This window comes from Paenibacillus sp. GXUN7292 (genome assembly GCF_050864975.1).
Classification (GTDB): Bacteria; Bacillota; Bacilli; order Paenibacillales; family Paenibacillaceae; genus Pristimantibacillus.
This window is the reverse complement of the sequence record NZ_JBOZWO010000035.1, coordinates 43,458-57,291: the sequence shown is the minus strand read 5'-3', so window position 1 is coordinate 57,291 and position 13,834 is coordinate 43,458. Positions and strand designations below refer to the sequence as shown.

10 protein-coding genes and 1 other annotated feature are annotated in these 13,834 nt (G+C 43.6%); of the genes, 2 read left to right on the top strand and 8 right to left on the bottom strand.

Features of this window, described 5'->3' with window-relative positions; translation table 11 throughout:
• Positions 1–64: 64 nt before the first annotated feature.
• Positions 65–1,426: an ABC transporter substrate-binding protein gene (locus tag ACRRU2_RS22435; RefSeq protein ID WP_432505136.1), complete on the bottom strand. Its 1,362-nt coding sequence runs from the start codon at positions 1,424–1,426 to the stop codon at positions 65–67.
• 240 nt (positions 1,427–1,666) lie between these two features.
• Between ACRRU2_RS22435 and ACRRU2_RS22430 the strand changes: the two genes are divergently transcribed.
• Positions 1,667–2,710, top strand: a complete 1,044-nt coding sequence (locus ACRRU2_RS22430) for a Gfo/Idh/MocA family protein (protein ID WP_432505134.1) — start codon at positions 1,667–1,669, stop codon at positions 2,708–2,710.
• A 63-nt stretch (positions 2,711–2,773) separates the two neighbouring features.
• On the opposite strand, the gene ACRRU2_RS22425 is transcribed toward ACRRU2_RS22430, so the two are convergent.
• Both ACRRU2_RS22425 and leuA read right to left on the bottom strand, forming a co-directional pair.
• Positions 2,774–3,679, bottom strand: coding sequence for a helix-turn-helix domain-containing protein (locus ACRRU2_RS22425; protein ID WP_432505132.1), 906 nt, complete (start codon positions 3,677–3,679; stop codon positions 2,774–2,776).
• Between the two features lie 433 nt (positions 3,680–4,112).
• The gene (gene leuA / locus ACRRU2_RS22420) at positions 4,113–5,774 is read right to left on the bottom strand and encodes a 2-isopropylmalate synthase (RefSeq protein WP_331700061.1); all 1,662 of its coding nucleotides are present in this window, start codon (positions 5,772–5,774) and stop codon (positions 4,113–4,115) included.
• A gap of 80 nt (positions 5,775–5,854) precedes the next feature.
• Positions 5,855–6,107 (bottom strand) — a binding site (T-box leader).
• 365 nt (positions 6,108–6,472) lie between these two features.
• Here leuA and ACRRU2_RS22415 point away from each other — a divergent pair.
• The gene (locus ACRRU2_RS22415) at positions 6,473–8,269 is read left to right on the top strand and encodes a methyl-accepting chemotaxis protein (RefSeq protein ID WP_432505130.1); all 1,797 of its coding nucleotides are present in this window, start codon (positions 6,473–6,475) and stop codon (positions 8,267–8,269) included.
• A 79-nt stretch (positions 8,270–8,348) separates the two neighbouring features.
• Here ACRRU2_RS22415 and ACRRU2_RS22410 read toward each other — a convergent pair whose 3' ends face one another.
• The 5 genes from ACRRU2_RS22410 to ACRRU2_RS22390 all read right to left on the bottom strand — a co-directional run bounded on the left by ACRRU2_RS22410 (position 8,349) and on the right by ACRRU2_RS22390 (position 13,687).
• Positions 8,349–8,585, bottom strand: a complete 237-nt coding sequence (locus tag ACRRU2_RS22410) for a hypothetical protein (RefSeq protein WP_432505128.1) — start codon at positions 8,583–8,585, stop codon at positions 8,349–8,351.
• Positions 8,582–11,179, bottom strand: a complete 2,598-nt coding sequence (locus tag ACRRU2_RS22405) for an ABC transporter permease (protein ID WP_432505126.1) — start codon at positions 11,177–11,179, stop codon at positions 8,582–8,584. Before ACRRU2_RS22405 ends, ACRRU2_RS22410 begins: the two co-directional genes overlap by 4 nt.
• Positions 11,176–11,859 (bottom strand): ABC transporter ATP-binding protein, encoded by a 684-nt coding sequence (locus ACRRU2_RS22400; protein WP_331700057.1) that lies wholly within the window; start codon positions 11,857–11,859, stop codon positions 11,176–11,178. The genes ACRRU2_RS22405 and ACRRU2_RS22400 overlap by 4 nt, the downstream gene beginning before the upstream one ends.
• 132 nt (positions 11,860–11,991) lie before the next feature.
• Positions 11,992–12,996, bottom strand: a complete 1,005-nt coding sequence (locus tag ACRRU2_RS22395; protein ID WP_432505123.1) for a sensor histidine kinase — start codon at positions 12,994–12,996, stop codon at positions 11,992–11,994.
• Position 12,997: 1 nt separating this feature from the next.
• Positions 12,998–13,687: a response regulator transcription factor gene (locus ACRRU2_RS22390; protein WP_331700056.1), complete on the bottom strand. Its 690-nt coding sequence runs from the start codon at positions 13,685–13,687 to the stop codon at positions 12,998–13,000.
• Between the last annotated feature and the right edge of the window lie 147 nt (positions 13,688–13,834).

The window sequence follows — 13,834 nt, the reverse complement described above, 5'->3', positions numbered from 1 at the left end:
AGCTGCCTGTCTATCGTTGCCCACAATTAATCGACAGTCTCTCCAGCTTCGTTAGACAATACCTTTAACTGCGCTTGTTCAGCTCGTTAATCTTCTTCATAACATCGTCCCATTCCTTAGCAGGGTCAGCCTTTTTAACCAAAATGTTTTGCAGGCCTTCCTTGAATAAGGCGTCTGTAGCGTCATGCAGCTTGCCGTAGCGAATCGGGCGGACTGTTTTCGCTGCAATGCCGAACTCCTTGGCAATTTCTTGATCGTTGTAGAATTCATCCGTATAGGAAGTGAAAATCGGATCGTCATATAGCGACGGAATCGAAGGCATCAAGCCGTTGGACTGGAATGATTTGATTTGCTGCTCCTTTGCAAGCAGCCAGGAAATAAAGGCATATGCCTCATCCGCATGCTTGCCTTCCTTAGGAAGCGAAATAAAGGAACCGCCCCAGTTGCCTGCACCTTCAGGCATTTGCGTAATCGCCCATTTGTCGTTTGCATCAGGCGCGTTGCCTTTAATAACACCGCTCATCCACGCAGGACCGAGCAGCACAGCAAAGTCGCCGTTATTGGTCGCTTGCCCCCATTCAGCTGTCCATAGACGGTTTGGTCCCACCCAGCCTTCTTGAATAGCTCTTACCGTATAGTCCCATGCCTTCTTTACAAGCGGATTCGTATCGCCGATGAACTTGTCATTCTCATCGTAGTACAGCACATCCCCTTGGTCGCGAATCGAGTTGAAAAGCAGGTCAGGCATATCGATAAACTCTTTGCCTGTTTTCTCCTTGAATTGTTTGGCAACCGTAAAAAACTTCTCCCAAGTGTCGATTTCCTTCATAAATGCATCAGGCTCCGTCGGCAGCCCTGCTTGCTGAAGAAGGTCAGTGCGATAGTAGGCAACTGTCGGGCCGACATCCGTCGGCAAGCCGAGCAAATACTTGCCTCCATCCGCCTCGGCTTGCTGCCATTTCCAATCCAAGTAATTTCCTTTGATGCTTTCTGCTCCCATATCATACAAATTGACGAACTTATCGCTTGCTTCTATAAAGCGGTCCAAGAACGCGATTTCCAGCATAAAAATGTCCGGAGCCCCGGTTCCCGCTTGCAAGGCAGTCAGCATATTGTTGTGGTGAACGGTCTGATCCGACGTATTTTGAACCTCAATCGTAACATTAGTCTTTACCTTCTCTGTGTACTCCTTAGCCAGCTCCTCATAGCCGTTCGTTCCGAGCGTCCAGAAGGTCAGCTTTACCGGATCATTGTTGACAGGCTTATCTGTATTATTGTCTGTAGGTTTCTGTGATGCACTGGTTGGTGAGCTTGGCGAGCTCGATGCGCCTGGCGAACCTCCGCTGTTGCCGCCGCAAGCTGCGAGTGCGGTCATCAGCACAATCAAACTCAGTAAATACGAGCCTCTTTTCCATTTAATTCTCATTGGATAATACCCCCTCAAGGTCCATTGATTGGTTACATCTTGAGCTTATTACAGAATGGTTTTTTTGAAGAGGAGACGATCGTTCGAATGAAAGTTTAAATTTTTTCGATTGAAAGGATTAGGAACCGGCGAGAAGCAGAAGTGCAAAATATAAGACCTTTAAGATAAAGTAACGAAGCCAGATTGCTTTTACAATACAAGTATGAATTCACAACAACCATTAAAAAGGAGAATGGCAGCATGTCGAAAATCAGACTTGGAATAGTTGGTTGCGGAGGTATGGCGGCAAGCCATGCAAAAGGTTATTTGGAACTGAGCGATCGCCTGATCGTTACGGCTACTTGCGATTTAATATTGGAGCGTGCTCAGGCAGCTGCCATTGAGCTCGGAACGGCTCAGGCATTCGAGCGTTATCAGGATTTGACCGATCAGGTCGATGCAGTTCTTATTGCGCTTCCGCATGATCTTCATTTTGAAGTCGGAATGTTTTTCTTGAACGCCGATAAACATGTGCTTATGGAAAAGCCGATATGCAACACGGAGGAGGAATGTTTAGAGCTTATTCGCACAGCAAATAAGCTCGGCAAAGTTCTGATGACCGCTTATCCAGTGCGCTTCTGGCCTGTTGTGCTAAAGCTAAAAAAGCTTATCGATTCGAAGACATATGGCGACTGCTTCCAAATGTCCATTTGGACCGAGCAATACACACGCTATGAAGAGGGACATTGGGCTTTATCAGCTGATCGTCTAGGCGGAGGGCAGTTTTTCAGCCACGGGTGTCATTACGTAGACCTTCTTTTATGGTTTCTCGGCAATCCGGTACGAGGCACACATCTTGGCACTAATTATGGAACTTCTTGGATGGAAAAAGAAGGAACGAGCAGCGTAAGCATCGTTTTTGAAAGCGGTGCATTAGGCTATCACTTTGGAACCTGGGGAGCGCGCGGTACGCGCCTTGGCTGGAGTCTTCATGCACATTGCACCGAGGGCATGCTGGAAATTAATTTGCGGGAGGGTAAGCTGTATGCCCACACTGAGCTTAACCCGGAGAAGGCCGATCTGAACAATGATTCAAAAACGGAGGTCTTAATGGAATTTGAATCAGGTAAATTTACGCAATTCGAAACGATGCATTTCCTCGACTGCATTCTTACAGGTCAGAAGCCAGTTACAGATGGTCTCTCCAGCTTACAAGGCCTTCGCGTCATCTGGAAGCTATACGAAGCTGAACAAAATAATACGGTTGCTGATTTAAGAGGACTCGGCTTCGATTCCTTAACTTAGCAGTCCGCTTTCCAGTGAATTACGGAGACGTTACCAGCTCCGTAATTCACTCATTTGGACAACCTATTCAATCCGTTTAACCTTCGATTGAATCGTCCTTGCATATTCGGTCGGCGTCATGTTTGTCTCACTTTTAAAACGTCGGGAAAAATAATGGATACTGCCGTAACCAAGACGTTCCGATATTTCCGTATAGTTGTACTGCTCCTCGCGTATCATTTCCTTTGCAAGCTCAATTTTTAAGCTAACACAGTAAGCATGCACACTTTGACCTGTAATTCTGCGAAACACCATATTCAAATATGTTTTATTAATATTAAACTTATTGCATAATTGATCCACCGTAGGATTGATAGAAACATGAAGTTTTAAATAAGCAATAATGTCATCCACGATTGCCTTATCCCTATTTTCCTTCACTATAGTAATCGGCTTCGCCTTCTTAACCTGACTAAGCTTATTTTGTCTGCGAATAAGATGAATCAAGAAGCTCTCCAAATAATTGCGAATAAGCTGCTCGCAGCCAAATTCCGCATCCTTCCGGCGCTGCAACAGTACGCCCTCACTCGCTTTTGAACTCGGCTCAAAAGCCTCGTGACACTCTCTAACCAATTGTGAAAGCAGCACTCGTTCATTCTCATCAGGTACAAAAATACGATGCTCCATGAACATTGCCATTGCGGGAGAGTCACACTCGAACGAAAGGATAATAACGTTAGGAGCTGTTCGCCTTGCTGCGCCGCCGATATGATATTCATTGGGACGGTAAAAAACAAGCTCGCCCTGTTCAAGGAGAAATACTTCTCCGTCAATCTCGACCTCCATATTCCCTTTGTCGACTAACACCATTTCCCAAAAATAATGCTTTTCTCCGTGGCTCCTGAAATTAGCGGACATCTCCAAATAGTAAAAAGAGATTAACTTACTAACGATTAGTTGCTCCTGCAGCTCAAGCTTCTCATAATTCAAGGCAGACACCTCTTATTCAATGAATGTAATTTCTGCAAAAACAGAACCACTCCATATACAGCTCTAACGGTTGCCCCAGAGCCTATCCGCTAAAAAATAAGGTATTTTAAAATCTAACGTTCGCCAGTGCCGCTATTCGATCAATATCTGCTAAAAGTCCGTCAAAATGCCGAAATAGTCGCTAAAACAACCGTTAAAAAATTAAACAGCATAAAATCAGCCCTTTAGCGGCTGTAGCAACCGTTACACACTTTGGATGTCAAAGTAACCGATTCATGATGACAATCATTACTAACTTTTCGACGCCGAGTCTACTGATCTTATTTACCGATGAATTATAAGAACAAGTTTATCGTGAAAACTTATAACGTCTTATAATTTTACAAAAAAAGACTCTGTTCAGCCTTAACGGTAAACAGAGTCTTCTCATTTTTTATGCTGTCATCATTTTGTTAATCGCGCTAAACAGCGCCTTTACTGAAGAAGTCATAATGTCGGCATCAATGCCGCAGCCCCAGTAGGAGGAACCGTTATCAGCTGTAATGCCGATATACGTAACAGCCTGTGATTTTGATCCGACCTCCAAAGCATGCTCCTTATAAATCAGATTAGAGAAGTTTAGCTCCAGATTGCTTTGCAGGGCATTGCTTATCGCATCCAGCCTGCCTTCGCCGTTCCCGGAAATCTCCTTCACCTCGCCATTCACAGAAACCTTAACGATCGTCTGATAATCGTCATGATGCGTGAATTGATAGTTGACAAATTTCAGCGGTGAATCAATGTTCACATATTCCTGCATAAAAATTTCTCTGATTTCATCAATCATCATCTCTTTATTGAGACGGTCAGATACATTTTTTACGACATAGCCAAACCCTTCGCGCATTTGTTGCGGCAAATCAAGGCCGTACTTCTGATGCAGTAGGTAGCCAATGCCGCCTTTGCCGGACTGGCTGTTAATGCGAATAATATCGCCTTCGTATTGGCGGCCAATATCAAGCGGGTCAATCGGTAGATAAGGGACCGACCAGAACTCACGGTCCGCCTCTTCGCGCCATTTCATTCCCTTGGCAATGGCATCCTGATGAGATCCCGAAAAAGCTGTAAAGACAAGCTCACCGGCGTAAGGATGTCTTTCGCCTACCTTCATCTTGGTCAATCTTTCATATACAGCAAGGATTTCAGGCAAATTATGCAAATCAAGATTTGGATTAACACCATGCGAGTACATATTAAGCGCAAGCGTAATGATATCTACATTGCCCGTTCTTTCACCATTGCCAAATAAAGTACCTTCCACTCTCTGTCCCCCAGCCAACATAGCAAGCTCTGCATCAGCAACGCCAGTGCCGCGGTCATTGTGAGGGTGCAGGGAAACGATCACGTTTTCGCGATATTTAAGATTTTCACTCATGTATTCGATTTGGCTGGCGTACACATGCGGCATCGACATGGATACGGTCGCAGGCAAATTAATAATGACCTTATTGTCTGCTGTCGGCTTCCACTCATCCAATACAGCATTGCAAATTTCTAGCGAAAACTCTATTTCTGTCCCCGTAAAGCTTTCCGGAGAATATTGGAATTGGAAGTTGCCTTCTGTATCCTCTGCGCATTGCTTAAGCAATTTTGCACCTGTCGTTGCAATGTTTATAATCTCTTCCTTAGACTTTCTAAACACCTGCTCGCGCTGTGCAACAGATGTCGAGTTATAAAGATGGACAACTGCTTTTTTGGCGCCCTTCAAGGATTCGAAAGTTTTTCTAATAATATGCTCTCTGGACTGGGTAAGCACTTGGATCGTCACATCATCCGGTATCAAATCCTGCTCGATTAATGTGCGCAGAAATGTAAATTCCGTCTCCGATGCCGCAGGAAATCCAACTTCAATTTCCTTAAAGCCAATTTTAACTAGCAATTGAAAAAACTCGAGCTTTTCTTCCAGGTTCATCGGTACAATCAACGCTTGATTGCCGTCGCGAAGATCGACGCTGCACCATGTCGGCGCTTCGGTAATATATTCTTTTTGCGTCCATTTCAAGCTGGAAACGGGAGGCATAAAATAACCTTTTGCATATTTGCTGTAATTGTTCATTTTCATTACCATCCTTCACCGAGATAATTTCTCATACTTTGCTATATTTCAGAAACAAAAAAAATCCTTCATCTCCAATTAACAGAGACGAAAGATTATAAAATCTCACGCGGTACCACTCCAATTCATGCCTGATGGCATGCACTTGACGGATAAAGACAATAACGCCCTATCCTCCTGTATAATAACGGCCAGGCCCCGGCTGCACCTACTCATGGTTTGTTCAGTGAGCAACTCCAAGGTGAGTTCAGTCATTCCGCACCGCTGTTTCGCACCAACCAACAGCTCTCTGAGCGTTTAGAATAACCTACTAGTCCTTCTCAACGTATTTGAATATTGCTTAGTATTTTAATACAAAATGCTTTAAATTACAACTGCTCACAGCATGTTTGTTGTTAATATTCCGATATCGATAATTTTAAAAAGAACATAACTACCAAAACCAGCATATCGCCATAGTCCTTTATACCTACCTAGCAGCATCTTTTATTTAATAAAGGGCAGATGATTATACAGAATGTTGAAAATAGTGATGTTGAAACGTGAAAATATTAAACTTATTTTTCACAAATACTATCATTTTTGCTCATTTGTATACGAATTTACTAACACTTTGTGACCTATCTTGCAAAGCGCCGTATATATAATTATAGTAGTAACAATATACTAGAAAAACAAGCAGGATGGAGAGGTTACCCATGAAAAAAGTCGCAAATGCCAGAAGTCTTTTGACCATTCGCAAAAAGCTTATCAGCATATCACTTATTCTACTTATTCTTCCCGTTATCGCGTTAGGTATTACCGCCTATCAAGTATCATTGAAAGAAACTAATTCATTAATCGAAAGTAAACTAAGCTCCAATGTAAACCTCGTAATCGAAATGATAGATAATTTGGAAACATCCATCAATAAGCAAATAATAAATCGGAGCGATGCGCAAGAGCAGGTAAAAGAAATACTGCTAGGAAAGCTGGCGGCTGATGGCACCCGTCCGATCAATGCTAATCTCGATTTAGGTGAACACGGCTATTTTTACGTTATTAATGGTAAAGGTGATTTGATTGCACATCCTACCATGGAAGGACAAAATATCATTGACCGCCAGTCATCAGACGGTACCTACTACATAAAAGATGTGATACAAACAGGTATGAATGGAGGCGGCTTTACCTACTATCCTTGGCCGCTTGAAAATAGCGACGGCTCGGACAATAAAGAAAGCAATAAAGAAAGCAATAAAGAAGCTATGAAAATTACTTATGGAAAATATGCTCCAGCTTGGGGATGGGTTATTGTCGCGGGATCATATATGCAGGATTTCAATGAAGGACAAGCCAATATCCTTGGGGCTATTATTACAACGCTGATCATTTGCACAGCAGCAGGCAGCATTATTTTGTATTTCTTCTCACAGCATTTAGCGAAGCCTATCATTCGCATTACTCGCGCAGCTGAACAAATTGCAAGCGGTGATTTGACCAGCGAGCCTTTGCAAATTCGTAATCGTGACGAAATCGGCCGCCTCGGCGAGGCATTCACTACGCTATCGCAAAATTTACAGCAAATAATTGGCAACCTGACACTGAGCTCGCATACATTAGCTAACTATTCCAATCAGCTGTCCGCAACGACCAATGAAACCATACAGGCCATACACCATACAACTAATGCCATTTCCGAGGTAGCCAGCGATAATGAAACACAGGCTCATTCCACAAAGGAAACATCTCGTGCGATGGATGAAATGACCGATGGCATAGGCAGGGTAGCAGACGCCTCCTCGCATGCGCATGAGCTTTCTCTTGCAACACTGGAGGAAGCCGAAAATGGCAATCAATTAATAGAAGGCACTACAAACCAAGTTCAAGTCGTCAGCGAATCGGTTGGAGATATGAATGCTTCCGTTAGCAAGCTAATGGAGCAATCCGAGCAGATCGAAGAAATTATTAATACGATTAAAGGCATTTCCAGCCAAACGAATCTGCTGGCGCTGAATGCGGCAATCGAGGCAGCCAGAGCAGGCGAGCACGGCAAGGGCTTTGCCGTCGTTGCTGGCGAGGTGAGAAAGCTTGCTGAATCGACCAACACCTCCGCTGAACAGATCTCAGCGCTGATCGCGGATATAAGAGGTCATATTGCCAATACATCAGTTTCTATGAACAAGAGTCAATCCGAGGTATCTGCAGCTGTACAAGCTATGAAACAGACAGGTGAGAGCTTTACCACCATCGTCTCCTCTACGCGTTCAGTTGTTGAGCAAATTTCTGAAGCTTCTGCAGCTGCGCAGCAAATGTCCGCCAGCACAGAGGAAATAGCAGCTACAATCCATCAAATTGAACAAATTTCGAACCGTACCGCAGACTCTGCGCAAAATGTTTCAGCCGCAGCTGAAGAGCAGCTTGCATCCATGGATGAAATTTCAGCTTCTCTAGAAAAGCTGAAGACAATGTCTGAGGATATGAAGAAGCTCGCCAACGAATTTAAGCTAAGCTAAAGCTAAACGGCTGCCACCAAACAAAAGAGCAAGCCTAGGACGGAATACAATTACATTTCCGTTTAAGCTTGCTCTTTGTTTATACAACTGACCGGTTTAAGGCTACTTTTATACAATCGATTGATTTTTTAATAAACATTTTCTTTGCTGTCTGCTGCTGCAATTCACACGGCTGAACAAAAAACGCTTCATTTTTATACAGCTCCAGTAATGCATCCGTCACAGATTTCGCTGCGAGCTCCTCATCTTTTAGCAAATAATAAGCGATTCGGTACCCCGTCACTTCAAACGATCTTAGCACTTCAACCTTACTCATATATTTTCCTGCTTGAGCGCATCGATAATATTTTCCCTCTTCACCTTGGAGCTTGAATACATCATCGCTGTTATTACAATTAGAAAGACTATTGCAATAACTTCTATTACATCAACCCAAGGCAGCTCAAATGTGAAGCTGAAGGTTTTGCTAGTTGACCAGTATATCAAATACATGCATATTCCGCTAAGCGGCAGACCATATAGCAGCGACTTTACGCCATAAAAAATACTTTCGTAATTAATCATTTTATTGAAGCCCTTAGGCGTCATGCCGATTGACTTCAGCATCGCGAACTCCCGTTTGCGCAAAGAAATGCTCGTAGAAATCGTATTAAAAATGTTAGCTACTGAAATCGCCGTAATCAAGCTAATGAATCCATACGTGAACACTTGCATAAGCAGAAGCATTTGCCTCTCTCGCTCTCTTGCTTGGTAAATATTGTACACACTGATTCTCTCATGCTTTTGTTCTTCAATTTGCTGCTGTGTTTTCATCGGATCACTGCTGTTAATGTACATAATCGTAGAAGTACGCGGTTCATATTCCTCATTATACAATTGAGCTGCCAAACGATCCGAGACTACAATATTTAAGCCGCCGATTCCAGGCGAGAAGGCTCCCATAGGCTGCTTGTCAGTCAACGCCCCTACCTTAACCTGCAGCGCAGCTATATCCTTGTTCGTATCGTAATCATGGTATTCCAAATCGAGCGGCTCGCCAACATTGAGATGGATCCCCTTCATCTCCACATACTTAACTGCAATCTCATCCTTATAAACTATCGTATCCACTACGATTGCAGCAGGATTGTTCACATCAGTATATGCTTTCCAATCGACGCCAACCTCCTTGGCGTAAGCTTGCAAGCTATTGTCATCCAGCGCATACACATTTAAATCATAGAGATAGCCGCCATCCTTGCCGACACGTTCATCCGTGCTGTCGCCGCCCTTCAACTGAACCGGCAGTTTTTCTTGTGCGAATCGGCTGGTCATATAAAATTCTTGAATCGCATTATAATCTGATATTGTCGGCAAGGAGCCTATCTTCTTGATCGTGTCCGCTTTTTCATCGTTATACAACGAAACTTTAATATCAAAGTTAATGCCATCCTGGGACAGCACCATCGATTTTTTCAATGTATCCGTAAAATAGCTAACGGATAAAAACAGAACAATGCTAATAACTAACGAAAATACGGTAGCTTGATATTTGCGCTTGTTCCGTTTTAAATTTTTCAATCCAATCTCAGCCTCAATACCGAAAAGCTTGCGAATAAGCTTGGATGTGCGCACCGCTTTTCCTGTCAGCTTAACATCCGTCGATTGCCTTATCGCATCAATTGCTGAAATACGCGAAGCTCTCCGGGCCGGTATATAAGTAGATATAAATATCGTTAAAATAGAAACTGCGCATGCGATGGCGATTGTCATCGGCGTTACAGTTACCGTCAGCGTTTCTGTTAACTCAAGCGCGCCTTGAATCGTCGAATTGATAAATTTGAATGTAATCCAAATGCCTAACAATCCGCATGCAAAGCCGATCGGTATGCTTATAAGCCCAATAACAGCCCCTTCAAAAAATACCGAATTCCTTTTTTGCCGTTTTGTCGCTCCGACACTGGACAGCATGCCTAAATAACGCGAGCGCTCGGATACAGAAATGGCAAAAGCATTATAAATAAGAGAAACGGAGCCAACAATAATAATGGCCATAATGATTGCAGCCAAGGATAACATCATACTGCGCACATTTTCAGTATTAGAGATGCCATAATAACGCAGCAAGCCATTGTTAAATTTCAGCTTATTTTTATCTATCCCTATTTCCTCTGCCAGCTGTTTAGCATGCCCATAAAGCGAGCTTTTTACTTCCTTCATAATAACTTGCGCCTTAACTGTTTTATCCGCACCGATCAGCTGCTCATCTAGAAAAGAGACTACGGTATAGCCAGGCGCCCATGCTTGCTCCCAATCTGGACGCTCCATAATGCCGACAATAGTATAGCTTTCTGTTGCTTCGGCTGCAAAGTCTTCGACAATTTTATCTTCTTCTACCAGCAAAGGAGTATTCTGCCCCAAGCGAACGATTTCACCGTCCCGCTTGCCCAGCCTTTGTCCTACTTCCAGATTCAGTGTATCGCCGATTTTCAGCTCCACTTTAGCCGTGTCGGCAATCTCATCGGAGATCATAATTTCATTTTCCGCTGCTGGAAATCTCCCTTCGCGAAGCTTCATAGGGAAATGTTCGAATCCGGCCGCATTATACTGTGCAATGAATAAAAAAGGCTTGCTTCTATTATCGCTTCCTTCCAGATGAGCATAGCCGCGATCACGGGAAACGACTACAGACTTCGTTGCTTTATCTTCCTTAATCGCTTTTAACTGATCGCCATCGACATCGCTCATGCCGTAATGCCATTCGCCGTCCATGGCAATCGTCTGCTTGATCATCAGATTAAGAAAGGATTCTGACAAGGTAGCAACAGCGGTAATCATCGCGACGGAAATAACGACACCGATAATCGTCACCAGCGTTCTGCGCTTGTTCTGCTTCAAGCTTCTAAGCGTCAGCTTGTTTACAATATTCATGGACGAACCACCTCGTCCTTGGCCAGCTTGCCATCTTCTATGGCAATAATCCGGTCAGCCTGCAGCGCTATACGCTCATCATGCGTAATGACGATCAGCGTTTGGTTAAAGGTGCGATTGAACATGCGCAGAAGCTCAATAATTTCGGCGCTGTTTTTGCTGTCCAAATTGCCTGTCGGCTCATCGGCCAGCATAATGGCCGGGTTGCTTATTAATGCCCTTCCGATTGATACCCGCTGCTGCTGCCCGCCCGACAATTGATTAGGCAGATGCTGCAAGCGGCTTTGCAAATTCAGCTTTTCCACGATCGAAGCAAACTGCTTCTTGTCCACCTTATGCCCGTCAAGCAGCATTGGCAGTGTAATATTTTCTTCAACCGTCAGCACCGGAATCAAATTGTAGAACTGATAAATAAGCCCGATTTGCCTGCGGCGAAAAATAGCCAGCTGCGTTTCATTCAATTCATAAATATCCCTATTATTGACAAATACTTTCCCGCTTGTTGGCCGGTCTACCCCGCCAAGCAAATGCAGGAGTGTAGATTTTCCTGACCCCGACGGGCCAATAATAGCTACAAATTCACCTTTATTAACTGAAAACGAAATATCATCAAGCGCTTTAACCGCTGTTTCGCCTTTGCCGTACATTTTAGACAGATGCTCGATCTTCAAAATTTCCATTTTCATACCTCCACTTTATGCTTATGAAGTCAGTATATCTGCTCAAAATGACTATGCAGTGACTGTTAAGTGACAAAATCGTCACTTACGGCCGGAAAGCGTTTTGATCCATAAAGCGCTCAGCAAAATTAATTATGAAGCTGACTTACGATAAAATTTTATCGTAAAGCTTGTCCCTTGTCCTGCTTTGCTTTTGACCTCTATGACACCCTGCTGGCTTGTAATAATGCTGTGCGACATCGCCAGGCCGATCCCTATACTGCCTTCACTGGCATTTTTACCTTTATAAAAACGCTGGAACAAGTAAGGAATATCCTCTTTTGCGATTCCGACGCCGTTATCTTCAATTTTTATTTCAGTAAATAGCGAGTTCTCCGAGAAGAAAATATGCAGCTTGCCCCCTTCGGGCGTGTGCTCCACACAGTTTTTCAAAATGTTCAGAACCGCTTCTGCCGTCCAATTCAAATCACCAATGAAGGATACGCTCTCGTCCCCATCCACTGTTAACTGCTGCCCTTTTATATCCATCGGAATGACGAGCGGCTCTAACGCCTTTTCCACAAGACGCTTGACCGCTACTTTCTCCTGCTTGAACGCTGCAGTACCTGCGTCGATCTTCGACAGCTTCAATAATGAAGATACGAGCCACTCGATTCTCTCCAGCTGAATGCGAATATTGCGCGTAAACTCCTTCCTCTTGACGGGCGGCAGCTCCGTATCGCTAATCAAATCAGCCATCACCATCATCGAAGTAAGCGGCGTCTTCAGCTGGTGCGAAATATCCGATATCGCATCAGTCAGCTTCATTTTGTCGCGGCTAAGCAGTTGATTATGCTCTGATAGCATAGCAGTCATTTTGTAAATTTCATTTTTCAAAATACTAAGCTCGCCTTCCACATTATCCCGTACATCAAGGCTGTAGTCCCCACCACTAATTTGCCGCAAATACTCGGACAGGCGTTCAATTTCTCTATATCGCCATACCGTATAGGTAATAACACAGCCAATCAGCAGTGCCAAAGTTATACAAACAGGCCATACAGCAGAGGGATCATACAAAAATGAAAACAGAATACATACAATAGAAATTACAATAATACTTCCTAAAAATAAACGAAATTCCCGATTGCGCAGCAAGCTATTCACCCACCTTGTAGCCAAGTCCGCGAATTGTTTTTATGACAGCCGGGTGCTGAGGATCATCCTCCAGCTTTTCACGAAGCCGTTTTATATATACCGTCAGTGTATTGTCATTAACGAAATCGCCGGCAACATCCCATATCTGCTCAAGCAGCTGATTACGAGACAAAATTTGACCGATATGATTGGCAAAAATAAGCAGCAGGCGATACTCTAAAGCAGTAAGCACCAGCTCCTCGTTATTTTTGTATACTTTGCCCTCAAGCGTATGAATACGGATATGACCCATATCGATTACGTTTTTTTGCGGAAGCTGCTTTTGATATCTGCGCATAACAGACTTTATGCGGGAAATCAGTTCGCGAATGCGAAAAGGCTTCGTAATATAATCATCTGCTCCCATATCCAGTCCCATGACCACATTTACCTCATCATCGATAGCTGTAAGGAAAATAACGGGGACATCGCCGCTCTTTTCCTTTACTAGGCGGCATAGCTCATAGCCGCTTCCATCAGGCAGCGATAAATCCAATAAGCATAAAGAAAACTGTTTAATATCACCGTTTTGAATAACGGAGACCGCTTCAGCAACCGTATGGCATAATACAGTTTTATATTGTTCTTGCTGTAAGGAATACTCCAGCCCTGCAGCAATGGTGCGATCGTCTTCCACGATTAAAATTTGCATTTACCAAACTCTCCTTACTTGTCATCACACAGCTAATATAACTCTCACCCTAGAATAACGAAAGTTACACTAAATTCCAACTGTAGAAAAAAGAGATATTTTCCAATATTATACGTTGAGGGTTTGATTACTTATTAAATATAGACA